General features: G+C 67.6%; 19 protein-coding genes and 1 pseudogene. 11 read left to right on the top strand and 9 right to left on the bottom strand.

Translation table 11 applies throughout. The features are described 5' to 3' along the window. From AC07PA_RS31820 to AC07PA_RS31800, 5 genes and pseudogenes are all read right to left on the bottom strand, one after another. Nucleotides 1–908, bottom strand: a pseudogene (locus AC07PA_RS31820) (hypothetical protein); the annotation flags it as partial. Between the two features lie 11 nt (nucleotides 909–919). After that, the gene (locus AC07PA_RS31815; protein ID WP_494609573.1) at nucleotides 920–2,779 is read right to left on the bottom strand and encodes a glycosyltransferase family 39 protein; all 1,860 of its coding nucleotides are present in this window, start codon (nucleotides 2,777–2,779) and stop codon (nucleotides 920–922) included. 4 nt (nucleotides 2,780–2,783) lie between these two features. Beyond that, nucleotides 2,784–3,158 carry a GtrA family protein gene (locus AC07PA_RS31810; protein ID WP_494609572.1) on the bottom strand — a complete coding sequence of 125 codons (375 nt, stop codon included), beginning with the start codon at nucleotides 3,156–3,158 and terminating at the stop codon, nucleotides 2,784–2,786. A 31-nt stretch (nucleotides 3,159–3,189) separates the two neighbouring features. Then, on the bottom strand, nucleotides 3,190–4,137 hold the full coding sequence (locus AC07PA_RS31805; RefSeq protein ID WP_255344583.1) for a glycosyltransferase family 2 protein: 948 nt from the start codon (nucleotides 4,135–4,137) through the stop codon (nucleotides 3,190–3,192). Between the two features lie 261 nt (nucleotides 4,138–4,398). Then, nucleotides 4,399–4,980 (bottom strand): DUF4865 family protein, encoded by a 582-nt coding sequence (locus AC07PA_RS31800; RefSeq protein ID WP_007856823.1) that lies wholly within the window; start codon nucleotides 4,978–4,980, stop codon nucleotides 4,399–4,401. A gap of 117 nt (nucleotides 4,981–5,097) precedes the next feature. On the opposite strand from AC07PA_RS31800, the gene AC07PA_RS31795 reads away from it, so the two are divergent. The 3 genes from AC07PA_RS31795 (at nucleotide 5,098) to AC07PA_RS31785 (ending at nucleotide 7,121) form a co-directional block, all read left to right on the top strand. Continuing rightward, nucleotides 5,098–6,000, top strand: coding sequence for a LysR substrate-binding domain-containing protein (locus AC07PA_RS31795; protein WP_494609571.1), 903 nt, complete (start codon nucleotides 5,098–5,100; stop codon nucleotides 5,998–6,000). Between the two features lie 79 nt (nucleotides 6,001–6,079). Next, complete coding sequence (locus AC07PA_RS31790) at nucleotides 6,080–6,553, top strand: hypothetical protein (RefSeq protein ID WP_494609570.1); 474 nt, start codon at nucleotides 6,080–6,082, stop codon at nucleotides 6,551–6,553. A gap of 34 nt (nucleotides 6,554–6,587) precedes the next feature. Beyond that, a complete protein-coding gene (locus tag AC07PA_RS31785) occupies nucleotides 6,588–7,121 on the top strand; it encodes a P-loop NTPase family protein (RefSeq protein WP_494609569.1) in 534 nt (177 codons plus the stop codon). A gap of 21 nt (nucleotides 7,122–7,142) precedes the next feature. Here the strand turns inward: AC07PA_RS31785 and AC07PA_RS31780 are convergent, their stop codons facing one another. Continuing rightward, nucleotides 7,143–7,643 carry a hypothetical protein gene (locus tag AC07PA_RS31780; RefSeq protein ID WP_494609568.1) on the bottom strand — a complete coding sequence of 167 codons (501 nt, stop codon included), beginning with the start codon at nucleotides 7,641–7,643 and terminating at the stop codon, nucleotides 7,143–7,145. 120 nt (nucleotides 7,644–7,763) lie between these two features. On the opposite strand from AC07PA_RS31780, the gene AC07PA_RS31775 reads away from it, so the two are divergent. The 4 genes from AC07PA_RS31775 (at nucleotide 7,764) to AC07PA_RS31760 (ending at nucleotide 11,613) form a co-directional block, all read left to right on the top strand. Beyond that, nucleotides 7,764–8,330: a TetR/AcrR family transcriptional regulator gene (locus tag AC07PA_RS31775; protein WP_494609567.1), complete on the top strand. Its 567-nt coding sequence runs from the start codon at nucleotides 7,764–7,766 to the stop codon at nucleotides 8,328–8,330. A gap of 215 nt (nucleotides 8,331–8,545) precedes the next feature. Further along, nucleotides 8,546–9,364, top strand: coding sequence for an SDR family oxidoreductase (locus AC07PA_RS31770; RefSeq protein WP_494609566.1), 819 nt, complete (start codon nucleotides 8,546–8,548; stop codon nucleotides 9,362–9,364). A 136-nt stretch (nucleotides 9,365–9,500) separates the two neighbouring features. Beyond that, entirely contained in the window at nucleotides 9,501–10,151 is a 651-nt protein-coding gene (locus tag AC07PA_RS31765; protein ID WP_494609565.1) for a hypothetical protein, read from the top strand. Between the two features lie 478 nt (nucleotides 10,152–10,629). After that, nucleotides 10,630–11,613, top strand: coding sequence for a hypothetical protein (locus AC07PA_RS31760; RefSeq protein ID WP_494609564.1), 984 nt, complete (start codon nucleotides 10,630–10,632; stop codon nucleotides 11,611–11,613). A gap of 77 nt (nucleotides 11,614–11,690) precedes the next feature. Here AC07PA_RS31760 and AC07PA_RS31755 read toward each other — a convergent pair whose 3' ends face one another. After that, entirely contained in the window at nucleotides 11,691–13,079 is a 1,389-nt protein-coding gene (locus AC07PA_RS31755) for a TAXI family TRAP transporter solute-binding subunit (RefSeq protein WP_494609563.1), read from the bottom strand. A gap of 254 nt (nucleotides 13,080–13,333) precedes the next feature. Here AC07PA_RS31755 and AC07PA_RS31750 point away from each other — a divergent pair, with 254 nt between their 5' ends. From AC07PA_RS31750 to AC07PA_RS31735, 4 genes are all read left to right on the top strand, one after another. After that, nucleotides 13,334–14,017: a gamma-glutamylcyclotransferase gene (locus AC07PA_RS31750; protein ID WP_494609562.1), complete on the top strand. Its 684-nt coding sequence runs from the start codon at nucleotides 13,334–13,336 to the stop codon at nucleotides 14,015–14,017. An 88-nt stretch (nucleotides 14,018–14,105) separates the two neighbouring features. Beyond that, nucleotides 14,106–14,384: a hypothetical protein gene (locus AC07PA_RS31745; RefSeq protein WP_494609561.1), complete on the top strand. Its 279-nt coding sequence runs from the start codon at nucleotides 14,106–14,108 to the stop codon at nucleotides 14,382–14,384. Between the two features lie 85 nt (nucleotides 14,385–14,469). Continuing rightward, a complete protein-coding gene (locus tag AC07PA_RS31740; RefSeq protein WP_494609560.1) occupies nucleotides 14,470–15,093 on the top strand; it encodes a hypothetical protein in 624 nt (207 codons plus the stop codon). 51 nt (nucleotides 15,094–15,144) lie between these two features. Continuing rightward, nucleotides 15,145–15,471 carry a hypothetical protein gene (locus AC07PA_RS31735; protein ID WP_494609559.1) on the top strand — a complete coding sequence of 109 codons (327 nt, stop codon included), beginning with the start codon at nucleotides 15,145–15,147 and terminating at the stop codon, nucleotides 15,469–15,471. 21 nt (nucleotides 15,472–15,492) lie between these two features. Here the strand turns inward: AC07PA_RS31735 and AC07PA_RS31730 are convergent, their stop codons facing one another. Next, entirely contained in the window at nucleotides 15,493–16,773 is a 1,281-nt protein-coding gene (locus AC07PA_RS31730) for a hypothetical protein (protein WP_494655419.1), read from the bottom strand. 86 nt (nucleotides 16,774–16,859) lie between these two features. Continuing rightward, nucleotides 16,860–17,549 carry a glutathione S-transferase family protein gene (locus tag AC07PA_RS31725; RefSeq protein WP_494609557.1) on the bottom strand — a complete coding sequence of 230 codons (690 nt, stop codon included), beginning with the start codon at nucleotides 17,547–17,549 and terminating at the stop codon, nucleotides 16,860–16,862. Nucleotides 17,550–17,560: the final 11 nt, after the last annotated feature.

The following is a 17,560-nucleotide window of genomic DNA, read 5'->3' as shown; positions in this document are numbered from 1 at the left end:
TCCTCGTAGAAGGTGGCAGGTGTGGAGAAGAGACGGGGGGCGGGCTGTGCCAGCACGCCCGCCCCGGCGCAGGCCAGGCACAGCACGCCCGCCACCACGCCCAGCAGGTTGGCGCCCAGCAGGCCATCGGTCAGCACGCGCGCCAGGGTGGCGACAAAGCTGAGCACGGCGCGCCAGCCGTCCAGGGCCGACTGGTGGTAGCCGCCCACGCCCGCAAACACCACGATGCGCAGCACCGCATAGCCCAGCGCTACGGCCAGGACCGGCGCAGCAAGGCGCCAGCGCGCCATGCCCCGGGGCGTGCCCGCAGGCAGCGGCAGCAGCAAATACAGGGCGATCCAGGGGACGTAGACCTCCTTGCACAGGGTGGACAGCAGGTAGAAGCCCGCGGCCAGCACCGCCCAGCGCCATTGCGCCTTCTGCACCGCATGCACATAGGCCCACAGGCCCAGGCAGGCGAAGAGCATGCCGTTCACGTAGTGTCCGGACATCAGCTGCTGGGCCATGTGCACGGCCGGGGCACCCACCAGCAGCAGCGCCGCGGGCAGCAGCGCCTGCCAGCGCCCGAGCCAGTGGCGCAGCAGCAGGTACAGCGCGCCTGCTGCGCCCGCCAGCGACAGCAGGTGGTGCACGTAGTAGGGCAGGGGCTTGAGGCCGAAGAGGGCGTGGTTGACCTGGTAGATGAACAGATTCCAGGGCGCGAACTGGTTGCCCGAGACGGCGCGCGTCACCTGCGGGTCCAGGAACACCGACCAGGGGCTGTACAGGCCCAGGTAGAACAGGTGCTGGCCGTCGTCCCAGCGCCAGGAGCCCTGCAGGGCGCTGCCGTGCACGGCAAACGCCAGCAGGCACAGCGCGCCCAGCACGGCCAGATCGGCCGCCCGGGCGGGTTTGGCGGGGGGGCTCATGCGCTGCTGTGTCACAGGGGGCGCGTCCTGGCCGGCATCAGCGCGTTCTGGCAGCGTGTGCCGCCTTCGATGGGCAGCATCAGGAACTGGTGCTCCTGCCCCGGCAACTGGCCGGCAACCACCGCGCACAGGCTGGCGGCGGCGGCCTGCGCGGCCTCTGGGCTGGCAAAGCGCAGCGTGGCGCGGAATCCCGAATCCAGCATGTCGGGGCGGCCGTGCGCGCCGGCCACGTCGGGCCGCTGCACGTTCTCGATGGTCACGGGCGGTACGCCGGTGAACCCGGTCAGGAACATTTTTCTGCCGGCGCCCAGCGTCGGCGTCCAGCCCCGCACATGCACCACGCCGTCTTGGGTGGTGATGGCGTCGATGGCACCGCCCCAGGCGTTGGCGATATAGGGCAAGGGCTGGCGCAGCGGTGCCGCAAAGGCCTGGTTGTCCAGCTGCGCCTGCAGTGCCGCCTGCTGCAGTGCGGGCGCCAGCGTGTCCAGGGGCGCAAGGCACTGGCAGCTGTCCTGCCAGACGCGGATGCGCGCGCGCTCGCCCGCATCCACCGGCCACTGGCGCAGCAGCGCGGGCTGGGCATGCGCCAGCCCGGGCTCCATGCGCTGGCGCGCGGCATGGGCGCTCATCGCCACCGCGGCCACATAGCCGGGCGTATTGAACTGGATGGGGAGCAGCACTTGGCCGGGTGGTGGCTGCAGGGCAAAGCCGTAATGTGCATCGAACATGGCCTCGATGGGGCGGTCATGCTGGCGCTGCACCCAGGCCTGCTGGCCCGCCGCCACCCCAAAAACCAGCAGCGCCAGCGCATGCCAGCGCGCCAGCCGCGGCGGCCAGGGCAGGCACCACAGCACGCACAGCGCCACCCACGGCACCCACAGCAGCCGGGCGTGGAGCTGCCACTCCAGGCCCGGGCGCGCCACGAACAGCAGCGGAAAGACCACCACCGTGATGGCCGCGCCCAAAGCCACCACCGCCCTCAGGCGCGCCTGCGGCGGCTGCGTGGCCAGGCTCACCCCGATGCATGCCAGGCCCAGGGCCGTGGCCAGCAGCCCCAGGGCGCCCGCGCCCACCAGCCCATGGGTCAGCATCAGGGCCACCGCATCCAGCACACCGGGCACGTCGCGCCAGCCTGTCAGCGTGCTGGGGTGGTACCCGCCCGCCCCGGAAAACACCAGCACGCGCACCGCGGCGTAGCCCAGTGCGACCGCCAGGGCCGGCAGGGCGTAGCGCCAGCGCTGCAGCCACGGCATGGGGGCCACTGCGGCGCCCAGGGGCATGAACAGCGCCAGCGCGATCCACGGCACATAGACCTCCTTGCACAGCGTGGACAGCAGGTACAGCACGGCCGCCAGCCAGGCCCAGCGCCATTGCCTGCGCTCCACCGCGCGCAACTGGGCCCACATGGCCAGGCAGGCGAAGGTCAGGCCGTCCAGGTAGTGCCCCACCATCAACTGCTGCGCCATGTGGAAGGCCGGCGCGCCCACCACGAGCAGGGCCGCGGCCAGCATCGCCCGCCACGCCGGGAACCACTGGCGCATCAGCACATACAGGGCGAAGGCCGCCGCAGCCAGCGACAGCAGGTGGTGCAGGTAGAACGCCCGCGGGTCCATGCCGAACAGGGCGCTGTTGACCTGGTAGACGAACAGGTTCCAGGGCGCGAACTGGTTGCCCGACACGGCCCGCGTCACCTCGGGGTTCAGGAACACCGACCAGGGCGTGTACTGCGTGCTGTTGAAGAGGTGCGTGCCGTCGTCCCAGCGCCAGTTGCCTTGCAGCGCGGCGCCATGCAGCACGAAGACCAGCAGTGCCAGCAGGCACAGGGCGATGAGGTTCTGGCGCCAGCCAGATGCTTGCGATAAAGGGCTCACGGGACTAGCGCACGCGGTAGGTGAAGAACCGGTGGCCCAGGTAGCTGAAGGCCGGTATCACTGTCACCACCAGGGCGATGCCCAGCGCATAGTGGCCGCCGGCCTGCTCCACCACCCAGGTGATGCAGGTGCTGACCACGCCGCCCGAACCCGCCACCAGGCCGAAGCGCCAGGCGGTAGTCGCGCTCAGCCGCTGGCCAAAGCTCAGCAGGGTGTTGGCCGTGTACGAGAACATGGTGGCCACGGTGAACGCCACCACATTGGCTACGGGCGGCCGCGCGCCCAGCAGCTCGATGCACAGGGTGGCAACGCACACGTGCGTGAGGGTGGACAGCACGCCGATCAGCGCGAATCCGATCAGGGACCGAGAAGTGTTCATGAAAAAAGACGGAAACAGGGCATGGCGCCGCTCAGCGGGCATCGCGCTGGGGCGGGGCATCGCCCTCGGCCGCCTCGCGCACGATGTAGACGGGACGCCCCTTGGACTCCATGTACACCCGGCCCAGGTACTCGCCCAGCACGCCCAGCCCGATGAGCTGCAGCCCACCCAAGAACAGCACCACCGTGATCAGCGAGGCATAGCCCGGCGCATCGCGCCCGAACAGCAGCACCTGGCCCACGATGAACAAGCCATAGCCGAAGGCCAGCAGCGCGACGACCAGGCCCAGGTAGGTCCAGATGCGCAGCGGCACGGTGGAAAACGAGGTCAGCCCCTCCACCGCCAGGTTCCACAGGCCCCAGCCCGAGAATTTGGTGTCCCCGGCCGAACGTGCCGGCCGGGTGTAGGGAATCGTCGCCTGGCGAAAACCCACCCAGGCGAACAGGCCTTTCATGAAGCGGCGCCGCTCGGGCAGGCGCTTGAGCGCATCCACCACCTGGCGGTCCATCAGCCGGAAATCGCCCACGTTGGGCGGTATCGGCGAGTCGGAAATCCGGTTGTGCAGGCGGTAGAACCACTCCGAGGTCTTGCGCTTGAGCACGCGGTCGGCGCTGCGGTCCGTGCGCTGCGCCAGCACCACGTCAAAGCCCTGCTGCCACAGCCGCACCATCTCCAGGATCAGCTCGGGCGGGTCCTGCAGGTCCGCATCGATGGGCACCACCGCCGCGCCCAGCGCATGGTCGATGCCTGCGGTCAGCGCCGCCTCCTTGCCGAAGTTGCGCGACAGGTCGATCACCCGCAGGCCCGGCACCGTGGCGCCCAGCGCCTGCAGCCGCGCCAGCGTGCCGTCGCGGCTGCCATCGTTCACGCACACGATCTCGAACGCCAGGCCGGTCTGCGCCAGCACCGGCAACAGCTGCGCAAAGAACAGGTCCAGCGTGGCCTCTTCGTTGAACATCGGGCAGACCACCGAGAGCAGGGCGGGCGCGTTGCTGCCGTCGCCGCTGCGCTGGCCGGTGTCTGACAGAGATGGAGGTACGGTGGGGCTCAATGGACTTCGTGGTGGTTGGCCACTGGATGGCGGATATCCCTGCGTGCCAGGGGCACCGCAAGTGGCTGGTCGTCGAAGATACTACATGCGCGACCGCACACGGCCCGTCCGAGGCAGAGCACCGTTGCCGGGGTGTGCCCCGGCGCACACGCACCGGCGCCTTGGGGGCTCAAGCCAGGGCCTGGTTTGTCAAGCACCTGCCGCAGCGCTGCTGCGCACCCCCCGCGGTGCCGACAGGTACAGCAGCTCGAACACCCGCCCCGCGGTGCCCGCTGGCGGTGGGCCCTGCCACAGCACCGTGCGGTTCACCTGCCAGCCCTGGGCATCCAGGCCCGCGAACACGCTGTGCACCCCCGGCGCGCTGGCCAGCTCGGCAGCGGCGCCACGCTCGTCGGCCGCGCGCTGCACCAGGTCCGTGGTGTCGGGCAGGTCCTCGAAGTACTGGGTGGCAAAGCGCGGCACCTGGCCGGCCGCCGGGCCCTGCAGGTGGGCGAGTGGGTTCCAGCCATGCACCACGGGGCGCCCGTAGCGGGCCTGCACCGCGGCAAAGTCGGGCGAGGTGACGAAGCCGGCCGCGCCGGCAGGGTCGTCCCACAGGTAGAAGGGCGCGTAGCGGTTGGGCGCCGTGGCCGTGCGGTCGGCCAGCAGAAAGGCCTTGAGGTGCAGGTCGGGCAGGGCGTCGAAGCGGCTGCCGATCTCCGGGATGCGGCGGCGCAGGGTGTGCATGTCGAAGTCATCGGGCAGGTCGAATCCGTATTGCATGGCCAGCATGTCAGGTGTCCTTCAGGGGTAGAGCAGGGTGGAGGTGCATGCACTGTAGAAACTACCGTTGCTTTAAACAATCGAATTGTTTTGATTGAAACGTTTAAAGCGGCTAACCTATTGGCCATGCTGCTCGACCTGCCCTCCCTGCAAACCCTGGTCACCGCCGTCGAACTCGGCGGCTTCGGCAAGGCCGCCGAACGCCTGCACCGCACGCCCGGCGCCGTGAGCCTGCAGATCAAGGCGCTGGAAGAGCGCGTGGGCACGCCCCTGTTCCGCAAGCAGGGCCGCCAGCAGGCGCTGACCGAGGCGGGCGAGCTGCTGCTGGGCCACGCGCGGCGGATCCTTGCGCTCAACGACGAGGCCGTGCTCTCGCTGCAGGGCGCGCGCATGCAGGGCAGCGTGCGCTTTGGCATGCCGCAGGACTTTGCCGATGGCTGGCTTCCCGCCACCCTGGCCCGCTTTGCGCGTGCGCACCCCGCCGTGCGCATCGACATCCGCGTGGACCGCAGCAGCGCGCTGCTGGCGCAACTGCAGGCCGGCGACGTGGACCTGGTGCTGGCGTTTGGCGAGCCCTCCGCTGCACAGGCAGGCGGGCAGGCAGGAGGTCAAACCATTGCGCGCCTGCCCACGCAGTGGATCGCGCAGCACGGCCTGCCGCTGCCGCAGGGGGAATCGGTGCCCCTGCTCCTGCTGGAGCAGCCCTGCAGCTTTCGCCAGGCCGCCATCGCCGCGCTGGAGCGCACGGGCCGGCCCTGGCACGTGGTGCTCACCAGCGCCAGCGTCTCGGCCATCTGGGCCGCCGCCCAGGCCGGCCTGGGCGTGGCACCCCGGGCCACGGCCCAGGTGCCCGCAGGCTTGGCCGCGGTGGGCAAGCCGCTGGGGCTGCCAGCGCTGCCGTCCGTGGGCGTGTCACTGCACCTCGACAGCGTGGGCACTGCCAGCCCCGCGGTGGAGCATTTGCGGGCGGTGGTGCAGGAAGTGGCGGCGGGGCAACTGGGGTCCGCTGCCTTACATTCAACGGCCTGACGCCGATGCAAAGCTCTGGGCGTACCGGGGCAACCGGCGCAGACCATTCCACAAGCAACCACCGGGAGGATAGAGACACATGAAGTTCTTTGGATTCTTGAGCCTGTTCGGCGCCATCGTCGCCGCGCTGGTGCTGCTGACGGGCATGTTCACCGCCCAGAGCGCTCCGCAGGAAGCGGCCATTGCGGGGCTGGCCATCGCCATCGCGGTGATCCCCTACGTGTTCTTCCGCGTGCTCCAGGCCCTGCGGCAGGCCGATGACCTGGCCGCCATCCGCCGCCTGCTCGAAGCCCGCCCCGGCGGGTCGGCCGCGGCCGCGGCACAGCCGCCCCAGGTCGCCGCGCCGGTGCTGGTGGCCCCCGAGCCCGCCCCGCCACCGCCTGCTGCCGAGGTGCTGCAAAGCGGGTCCATGGGCGTGGAGGGGTGGACCTGGCACCAGCTCAGCGATGGCAGCCTGCGCATCACCGATGCACACGGCTCCGACTATGCCTACCCCTCGGTGGCCGCGGCCCGCAAAGCCTTCACCTGGTGGCAGGGGCCGGGATCGGCATGAACCGCAGCTGCCCTCACATGCCTTTCAAGCCCGCATGCGCGTCGTAGTCGTCGGCACCAGCGGTGCCGGCAAGTCCACCTTTGCCGCCGCGTTGGCGCAAGCCACCTGCAGCCCGCACATCGAACTCGACAACCTGTACTGGGGCCCCGGGTGGGTGGCCGTGCCGCACGCGCAGTTCGAGGCCCGTGTGCGCGGCGCGACCGAAGGCGAACATTGGGTGGCCGACGGCAACTACACCGCCGTGCGCGAGCTGCTGTGGGCGCGCGCCACGCATATCGTGTGGCTCAACTATGGGCGCGCCACCGTGTTCCCTCGCGTGCTCTGGCGCACGCTGAGCCGCGGCCTGCTGCGCACCCAGCTGGCCCACGGCAACCGCGAATCGCTGCGCATGGCGTTCTTCTCGCGCGAATCGGTGCTGTGGTGGTCGTACACCACCTTTGCACGCAACCGGGTCAAGTTCGCAGGGCTCCGTCAGGACCCGGCGTATGGACACCTGCAGTGGGCCGAACTCACCAGGCCGGCGCAGGCGCGGGAGTTCATCCAGCGGCACGCTGCCCACGCGGCATAGCACCCGCCCGGTGCTGCCGCCTCAGATCGAATCGTCATTGTGCTGCGCCCACACCGGCGCCGCCGCCTCGTGCGACTCGACCCCGCGAAAGAACGCATCGCCCAGCACTTTGTAGTCCGCCGTGCCCGGCCCCTGCCAGCCCATGAACTTGGGCCGGTGCACGGCAAAGCCGGCGGGTGATTGCGCGTTGCGGTAGGGCACGGCCATGGTGAGCGTGGTCGAGGCCACCGCGGGCCTGGCATACGACCGCACCAGGATGATCAGCGCATCCGTGCGGCCCGAGGGCAGGGTGATGAAGCCGTCGTAGACCAGCGCTGCACGCTCCGCCTGGCCCGGGTTCTGGTCCAGATACTCCTGCGCCTGGGCCACGCCTTCTTCCAACTGGTCTGCCGCAAACCGCAGCATGTTGCGCCCATAGGCCGCCGACTCTTGCGCCAGCATGGGCGTCAGCGGCTCCCCCTCGGCCACGCACCAGATGCCGTGCGCGGCAAAGAAACCTGCGAGTTCGACGGCGCTTTCCATGGGGGCTCCTTGCGTCTCGGTGATCGCGGCATTCTGCATGAGGTGGCTGGGGCGCGGCCAGCCCGGCATCCTCTCACGGTCGTTATTGACCAACCGTTCCAATATGGCTATACTCGCCCTATGGCAAGACCCCGACAGTTCGATCCGCAGCAAGCGCTGGACGCGGCCGTTGGCGTCTTTCGCGAGCATGGCTATGCGGCCACCTCGGCCGAGATGCTGACCGAGGCCATGCAGATCGGCAAGCAAAGCCTGTACAACACCTTTGGCGGCAAGTGGCCGCTGTACTGCGCAGCGCTGGAGCGCTATGCGGCTGGCGAGACACAAAGCCACATCGCAGCGCTGCAGCTGGGCGCCACCGCCTGGGCCGGCATCGAGCACATGCTCAAGCGCGTAGTGGCCGAGGCCCACAGCCCCTGCCTGGGCGTGGGCTCGGTCAGCGAGTTCGGTGGCACCCACGAAGAGCTGGTGGCAATACGTGCAGTGGCGGCCAAGGTTTTGCAGACGGCCCTGGTCTCGCGCATCCGCGAGGCGCAGGCCGCAGGCGACGTGGCGGCCGATGTGGACCCTCGCCATGCAGCCAGCTTTGTGCTGGCCCAGGTGGCAGCCTTGCGCATCGCCGCGCGCGGCGGTGCGCCAGACGCGGAGCTGCGTGCCATGGCACGCCTTGCACTGCGGGCTCTGGGCTGAGAGGCTGAGAATATTTCGTCCATGCCCGCCTTGCCCGTCAAAACGCCCCGGCTCGTCGTTGCAAATGCTCGCCATAGCCCGAGCTATGGCTGTGCTTTGCGCCTGGATCCAGGGCGTTGTGGCGCGCCTTTCGGGCACGGTCAAAGATTCGCAGCCTTTGAGTTCCTTTTTTTTGGTTTGTTTTGGAACGATTGTTCAATTAAAGGAGTGAAACCATGGACAGCAATGCAGTAGCAGTAACAGCAGTGGAGACGGCGCGGCCCGGTGCAGCGCAGGGTTGGGATGCCGCACAGCGGCAGGCCAAGGCAACCGGTGGCCGTGGTGTGGCGCTGGTCTTCGGCGGCTCGCGCGGCATCGGCGCGGCAATTGCCGGCCGGTTGGCGCACGATGGTTACGACGTGGCCATCACCTATGTCTCGCGGCCCGACAGTGCCGATGGCGTGGTGGCCGCGGTCGAGCAGGCCGGCCGGCGTGGCCTGGCCATCCAGGCCGACAGTGCCGACCCGGCGGCGATCCGCGCCGCGGTGGACGCCGCAGTGCAGCGGCTCGGACCGCTGAGCGCGGTGGTTGTCAACGCAGGCATCCTGCGCGCAGCGCCCATCGGCTCTGTGGCGCTGGACGACCTGAACGCCATGCTCGATGTCAACGTGCGCGGCGTGTTCCTGGCCATCCAGGCTGCCGTAGCGCAGATGCACGATGGCGGGCGCGTCATCACCATCGGCAGCAACACCGCCATCCGCACCGGCTCGGCGGGCAGCAGCGTCTACGCCATGACCAAGGCCGCCGTGGCCGCACTGGTCAAGGGCGTGGCGCTGGACCTGGCGCCCCGGCGCATCACCGTCAACAACGTGCAGCCCGGCCCGACCGAGACCGACATGACCGCACCCATGGCCTCGTGGCTCAAGGACGTGATCCCACTCAAGCGCATGGCCGAGCCGGGCGAGATCGCCGCCCTGGTTGCGTACCTGGCCAGCCCGGAGGCGGGATTCGTGACCGGCGCCAGCATGACCATCGACGGGGGCTTTGTGCTGTAGCGCGGTGCGTGGCGCAAGCGGGCAAGAGGGCGGGCCAAACCTGCGTTGCCGAGGCTATGATGGGCCGAACCCGTCGCATCGGCCTGCCAGGGCGGGCCGATAGACAAGTGATCCACGGCTCCATCGCTTTCTTCCCATGACCTTCGCGACGACCTTTCTCCTCACGCGCGTGCCGTCCGCCGCACGCGCTTGCCCCGCGCCAGATTCTGTTCGACGCCGCGTTGTTCCACGCACCGCCGCCGCCCTGGCCGCCCTGGTGCTGACGGTCATCACCAGCGCACACGCCAAGGAGCCCATCGGCCCTGACGCTGCCAAGGCGCTGGCCGCTTTGCAGCAGCTGGCAAAGCAGGGCGCGCTGCCCAGTGTGCAAGTGCTGCCCGCCCAGGGCATCGTGCGCATCCAGGGCGCCTCGTTCGCCCGCAACAGCCATTGCCTGCCGGCCACCGTGCAGCAGGAACTGGCCACGCGCGTGGCGCCGGTGCTGGACGCCGCACTCCAGGCCGACCAGCGCCTGTCGCTCAAGGTCATCGGCTACAGCGACGTGTATGCCCCCGGTGGCCCTCCCCCCACGGTGGACGCCGATTGCCTGTCGGTCAACGCCGACGAGGCCCTGTCCGCCCGCCGCGCCAGCCGCGTGGCCCTCGCCGCCGCCGCCCGGGCCGAAAAGGAGGGGCGGGTGGACACCGTGGGCTATGGCTCCGACAACAGCCTGCTGGTCGAGGCCGAGCCGCAGTCGCCGCGCAACCGGCGGGTGGATATCGTGCTGGTGCGGGAGCCGGTGTATTGAGAGAGGCCGGTTCTTGTTGATGCAGGCTCTTGTGCGAGCAGCGTGCTCGGTGACGATGTGCCTGGCACGGCGGAGATCCGTGAGAGTTCCGGCTCCTTGCGGGTATGCCCGTCTCGCTAGCCCGCATGGATATGTCAGGGTCGGTTTGCGAATGCAAGTCGGGCGCACTTTGGCTGTCTGTGCGAGATGGATTTGCGCTTTCTTTTAAAAAGGCAAGCATGACGCAACGGGACTTCGGATTTCTCGCAGCACTGCTTGGGTGCATTGCCGCAAGCCTTTGACTCCCTTCATGGGCCATGCAAACGCGCTGGGCCGCGCCATTCCACGACCTGGATGCTGCACGTGGCCGATATGATGACGGGGCCAGGAGGGGGACGTCGGGGCACCAGGTCGAGGTGGCGTCTCGGTGCGCTGTGGCACCGCATTCAACGCCGCAGCCCCCGTCAAATTTGATCTTGAAACATCAATCATTCAATCGATGAAATTCAATACCGTCACGTGCGTCCGCCAATGCAATGCGGCGCTGCTTTTGCTGTCCGGGGTGTTGTCCGTTCCTGCATTCGCACAGAACCAGCCGCCTGCCACCAAGGCCGTGAATGCGGCACCGCCTAAACAGCAGGCAAGGAAAGTGGTCGAGCCGCCTGCGGTTGCGGTTCAGGCACCGGCGGCTGTACCTGAGGAGGTGCCCAAGGCCTTTGCTCCCGTGTTTTTCGATCCGGCAGTGCCGGTGCTCCAATACGCCCCCAATGATCCCAAGAAGGTGTATGAGTGGGTGGTGGGTCAATTGGCGTCGACTCCCGGCAAGCCCGACAAGTTTTCCAGCCCGGAGGAGCGCAGCGCCTACGATGCTGCCCTGGCTGCCCGCATGGGGGGCATTGGGCCGATCCCCATCATCGGCCGGTGCATCACGAAGTACGACCCCGCGCTGGAGGTGTATGAAGCCAAGGGCCATGCCGGGTCGATCAAGGCATCCATCGATGGCTTCAGCATGAAACCCGAGGCGATGAATCTGCGCCGGGTGTTTCTGGCGAGGATGAATGAAAAAGTCGATTCGTATGAGGCCAGCAATGCCTATGGTGCGGTCACCAAGGTCTTCCAAAAGAGCAGTGACACCTATGCCGTGGTGCTCCAGTCGGGGCCTGGCAACGAGCCTTCTTCGTCCATCGAGCGGGGCAACAGTCCCGGGTACGGGGGTTATCTGTACTCGTTCTACTATTACAAACAGACCTTCAAGATGCCCAGGGACCAGGCCCGGTCCGTGGAAAAGGACATTGGATGCCTGTACGTCGCTTCGCTCACCGCTCCCTGGGTGGTTGCGTACAAGGAGCAGACCTATCCCACGCGGAGCGAACCTTTTGACGAGACCGAACAGTACTTCGGCCTGTACGGAAAGCTCGACATGATTGCGGTGATCAACAAGGCGAGCGGAGAGATTTACGCGAAGGTCGAGCGAAGCCGGTAACTAACTAACGGCACGGTCCCTCAAGGGCATGGGCCCGATGGCGGTTGGTGGGTAGCTCGATAGGTTGGTACCGGCTGTCAGCCTGCCTGTTCAGCCGGTTGCGGCGCCTCGGGCGGCGCTGCTTCCTCCGCCACACCCCCCGCCTGCACCCTGAGCAACTTCCTGCGCACCATCTGGATATGGTTGCGCAGCGCATACAGCTCGTCCGCATACGACAGCGGCACGCTGATCTTCTCCACCTGGGCCTCCAGCGCGTCCAGGGCCTTGAGCATGTCGGGGTGGCCGGCGGGGTTGGTCTCCAGGGTGTCTTCGATCTCGCGCAGGCGGCCATACCAGCGGAACACGCGTGAGCGCACGCGGAACTGGTACAGCGGCGGCACGATGCGCGACAGGGGCAGCAGCACGGCGATCAACAGGCCCATCACCAGCCACATGCGGTCGATCAGGTTGGCGATCCAGAACGGCAGGTAGCGCTGCATCATCGGCACGGGCTCGTTGATGGCGCGCTCGCCCTCCTTGGCAATGGGCAGCTCGCTGTGGCGGGTGCTGGGGAACTCGCGCGCGCGGTTGAACCAGCTGGCGCCGCCGTGCAGCTTCTGCGCGGTCTGCGCAAACAGCGTGAGCAGGGCAGGGTGGGTGCCGTCGCGTGCCAGCAGCGAGGTGGTGGTGGCCACCAGGCGCGCGTCCAGCGGCGGGATGTTGCTGGCCAGGTCGACCACGCCGCGCGGCAGGGTCACCGGCGTCAGGTACGGAAAGCGCCGCGCGTAGGCCTCGTGCTGGGCAAAGTCCATCAGGTGCACGCCGGGGGTCTGCAGCAGCATCTGCACCATCAGCGATTCGGGGGCCGAGGCGAACACCAGCGCATCGAGCTTGCCGTCCAGAAAAGCCACGGTGGCGGGCGTCTGCTCCAGCTGCGACAGGCGCACCTGTTTGGGCTCCACGCGGTTGGCCTCCAGCAACTGCTCCGTCAGGCGCGGCACGCCACTGCCTTCGGACCCCACGTTCACGCGCAGGCCGCGCAGCTGGCGCAGGCTGTCCAGCCGGCCAGTGGCCGTCACGCGCAGGGCCGAGTCGGCGCGGTAGAACAGCCAGATCGGCTCGACGAACAGGCTGCCCAGCGATGCCAGGTTGTCCGGGTCATCGGGCAGCAGCTCGGCCGTGCCGCCCTGCACAAAGGCCAGGTCGGCCTCGCCGTCGCGCAGCAGCTGCAGATTGTGCGACGAGCCCGCGCTGGGCTTGAGCACCACCTCGATGCCATCGACCGCCAGCGCCTTCTGGTAGCGCTTGCCGAACTCTTCGTACGCGCTCTGCGCCGGGCCGGTGGCCAGCGTGACGGTCTTGGGCGGGTTGGGGTTGAGCCACCAGTAGGCGGCGATCAGCAGGCCCACGGCCAGAAAGGCCAGCGGGCCGGCCGAGACGATCAGGTCGCGCAGCGTGAGGAAGGTGTTGCGTAGGGCCTGGGGCATGGGGGTGGGTACAAAGGAGGGAGGGGGTGGTCTTGTTCTGGCTGCGCCGGCGCTGGGCCGATGGTGGCGGTACCTGCCGCCCCCGATTGGCGATGGCGCGATTATCCGTGCAGGTGGCCGGGCGCTGGTCGGGCGGGCCGGGTTCAAGGTATCCCAAGGTATCCATTCGTACGGCCGGGCCTGCGGATCGACACGGCCATGGCAAACTTGCGCCTTCTCCTCTCTCACGAGCGATCCTGGCGTTCCCTTGCTCCATGACCATCCTGACCCGCGAGAACCTCCGCAACGGCAGCTTGCGCCGCCGCATGAATCTGGTTGCCCACCCGGGGTGGTCCGACGAGCGGGTGGAAGAATCCTTTGCCCACGCCTGGGACAGCCGGCCCGAAGGGCCCACCTGGGTGTTCGGCTACGGTTCGCTGATCTGGAACCCGCTGATGCCGTTCGAAGAGCAGCACACGGCCACGCTGGCGGGCTGGCACCGCAGTTTTTGCCTGCGCTCCATCTCCGGGCGCGGCAGCCCCGAGCGCCCGGGCCGCGTGCTGTCGCTCATGCCCGGCGGGGCCGTACAGGGCGTGGCCCTGCGCCTGCCCGAGGCCGATGCGCGCGACGAGGTGCGCATGCTCTGGACGCGCGAGATGACCGGCGGCGGCTACCACCCGCAGTGGCAGGCCGTGCAGCTGGAGGACGGCCGCAGCGTCACCGCCATCACCTTCGTGGCCAACCCCGACCACCCGCAGCACGAGCACGACGCCTGCGCCGAGACCGTGGCCCGCCTGGTGGCGGTGGCCAAGGGCGTGTTCGGTCCCAACATCGACTACGTGCTTTCGCTGGACCAGGCGCTGCGCGAGCGCGGGCTGCACGACCCGTATGTGGAAGCCATCGTGCAGGGGATCCGCGAGGCGCAAAGCCAGGGGCAGGAGCAAAAGCAGCAAGGCTAGGACCGCATGGTCTGCCGACAGGCAGGCGACAATGGCTGCCAACTGCGCCATAACCCGCCCCATTTTTCTTTTTGTACCCTCCGCCCGCATGCCTGCCATCCACGCCGCCATTCCCAGCCGCACCCTGTTGATCGCCGTCGACCCCGATGGCAGCTGGTCCCTGGCGGACGAGGGCACGCCGGGCTCGGCGGACGTGGACTTCCGCCTGGAGATCACCGATGACGGCGGCAGCGGCTGCCTGCTGGTGTGCTCGTCGCTCGATGGCCGGCTGGCCGCCGACCACTGGTTCGCCACGCTCGGCGAAGCCCAGGCCTTTGCGGCCGATGCCTTTGGCATCGAGGCACAGGAGTGGGGCAGCGGCGGCTGAGGGCCGCCGCAAGCCGGCCCGCCCGCCCTCCCAGGACACCCTGCGCGTTGTTTGTTGTTTGTTTTACCCGGACAAAGACCTTTCGATGATCCAGCCCCCCATACCCTACGAGCCCGTGGAACCCGCCACGCAACCTGCGCAGCTGGCCGCCGACGACTACGACGATGCGGAAACCACACAGCCCGCCGGGCTCGACGAGGGATCAGCGCAGCCCGCCGAGCCGGACCAGGACGCCCCGGCCGAAGTGGTGCGCCTGATCGCCGCGCTCACTGCCGTACCGGGCGTGACCCAGGCGCAGCTGGACAACACCTACCTGCCCGAGGTGGCGCTGGCTGACCTGTCGCTGCCCAACGGCCCGCATGCCGACCTGCCGATTGCCGCGCTGCGCCGATCCAATGGCGCGCTGGAGAACGAGGTGCTGCTGTCGCTGGAATTCCGCATCCAGCGCAACGAATCGGGGCTGCGCGCCGCGGAATTCCTGTCGTGGTGGGTGCGCGAGCAGTCGCGCCTGGGCGAGAACATGCAGCTGCGCACCCTGGGCCAGCCCCCCATGGTGGCGGGCGAGCAGCAGCTGGGCCGCACCCTGCGTTTCACCATCGACTGGTTCTATGCCGACACCTCCGAGGACATGGCCAACGTGCTCAGCGCCGTGGGCGGCAAGGCCCTGGCGCTGGAGCTGGCGACCGAGATGTACAAGGATGCGTTCTAGCCGCCGCGCACCCTTGGTGCGCCAGCGGCACGCCCGCGTGCGGGCTGCCGCATGATCATCTACCCCACCGAACTCATCGCCCTGGGCCTGTGGCTGCTGGCGCCCGCGCTGGCGCTGGGCCTGCTGGTGCTGTATGCCGTGCATGCCCGCTTCGGCGCCCGCATGGGCCTGCGCCCCTGGCGGGCGGCCAGCCTGCTGGTGGTGTTCGGCATCTCCCTGGCAGCGATACTGCTGATGTATGCGCCTGCAGAAACGGCGCGGTCCCTGGGGCTGCGCGACATCCGCATCCTGGGCTGGCAGACCTTCTGGGCGCCCGTGGGCTTTGTGGCCGAGTTGCTGGCGCTGCCCATGGCGCTGTGGCTGGGCCGGGGGCGGTGATCCAGTCCCAGCCATCTTGCTTCAAATTGGCGGCTTTATATCGTCCAGCAAGGCGCGAACCGATTGCAAGGATTGCGAGGACGGATTTTTCTCGATGAACTCGTATGCCTTCGAGCGAGCCTTCGATATCTCAGCAGAGTACGTTTTTTCCATTGCCAACTCTCTCCCGCGGGCCGATATGAGAAATGCGATCGCGAAGCGAGGATCGGTATCCGCCATTTGAAGCTTGTCAAAAATGACTTGGTCGTTGGGCCTTGCTGAGGGGCCTTTCTTTTCGAATTCGCTCATGGCGCCGAGCCACTTTTCTACGCGAATGGCTTCAAACATGCTGAACGCGGTGGGCGCTCCAGTGAACAAAGGTTCGTTGGCTTTGAGGAAGCTCTTGAGCGCACCCAATTCGGCGGCGGTCAAAGCGCCCGCGTTTCCTCCGCTCATGTAGTCTGCAACGATGTCCGATGCATAGCGATTATGGCTTTCCGCCAGTTCCTTGATCATCGCGGCCCGGGTGTCCGGCGGTGCGCCAGGAAAGGCATGGGCCAACTCTCCGTAGTAATCGTCGAAGCTCAAGAATTTCTTTTTGTAGGATGCGGAGAGATTGTCCAAGGTATTGTTGTCGAAAAGAAGGCGTGAATGGCTCAATGCCAACTCTCGACCTACCTTGGCGTCGGCCTCTGCCCAAATCAACTCCGTCAGAGTGGCCGATATCTTCTCTCTCAGTTGCTGGTCTTCTGTATTGAAGTATGCGGAATTATAAAAGCGTGCCAATCGCAATCGCTCTTGCGGATCCTTGCTGTCCTTGAAGCGTTGGCTTATCTGGTTGATCATGCTGTCGCTCGCTGGGATTTTTTTGGACAAGAGTATGTCCAATTTGCTTGACAGATCATCCGCGCCGGAAGAGTCGATGAGCGAAGACAATGACTCCTGCTTTTTATCCTGGGCGCTTGCTCTTTGAGCTTCAGCCGCAAGCATCGCCCATTTGGGCGGATTGAGGGGGGCTTCATCTCCCTTGAGATTTATCGCCGCATATACCGCCAGGCCGGCCAGGCCGACGATCAAAACAGGAGCCATTATTTTCCTCAAAGATGCAGTGCCGTGGAGATTAATCCAAACCATGGTCAGTCGAGCTGCGTGCGCCCCCAGTGCGAATTCGAGCGAGCGCGGGTCCTGCCGCACCGATTCGCCCTCGCCATTGAAGTTGAAGCTCCAACTGCCACTGGCCTGGCTGGGGTAGTGGATCAAGCGCCGGTAGCGGTTGCCGGCCCAGCCCAAGAACCTGTTCACGCTCTTTGCGGGGTCGCGCAAGTCCCTTGCGCCCGGCACAGCAGGGTGGGCCAGTCGATGGCGGGCAATTGGTGGCCGGTGGTGTTGCGCATGGGGCTCTGCCTCGCTCAGTCCCGGTCCGGCGCGCCCAGCGGAAAGTACGGCCGGAAGTACCGCGCCTCGTCCACCGCGCGTGCGAACGAGGGGCGCGCCAGCAGCCGCGCGCGGTAGGCGCGCAGCACCGGGTAGGTTTCGGCGATCGGGTGTGTCCAGTCCGCATAGAACAGCGAGGGCGCCGCCGCGCAGTCGGCCAGCGTGAAGTGCTCGCCCGTGGCCCAGGTGCGGCCGGCCAGCCGGCCCTCCAGCCAGGCGTAGGCGCGGTCCAGCTTTTCCACGGCCAGGGCCATGCCGTCCTGGCGCTTGACCGCATCGCCCGTGAGCGCGCCGTTCACGGCCAGCTGCATGGCGTTCATCACATGCAGGTCGAAAAAGCGGTCCATGAAGCGCACGCCGAGTGCGTCCACCGGGTCGCTCGGAATCAGGCGCACCGGGCCGGGGTGGGCGATCTGCAGGTACTCGATGATGATGCTGGTCTCCACCACGTCGCGCGCCCCATCCACCAGCAGCGGAAACTGACGCAGCGGCCACTTCGCCAGCCATTCGGCCGCATGCTGCGGCGCATCGGGCCCCAGCACGCGGAACTCGAAGGGCGTGGCGTTTTCGTACAGCGCGGTCAGCACCTTCTGCGTGTACGACGAGAAGGGGTGGCCGTAGAGCACCAGCGGACCGGGAGCGGGTGGTTGTTGCTGCTGATTCATGCAGGGTTCCT

The sequence above is a fragment of the Acidovorax sp. GW821-FHT09B03 genome (genome assembly GCF_059418305.1).
This window is presented reverse-complemented; position numbering and strand designations above follow the sequence as displayed.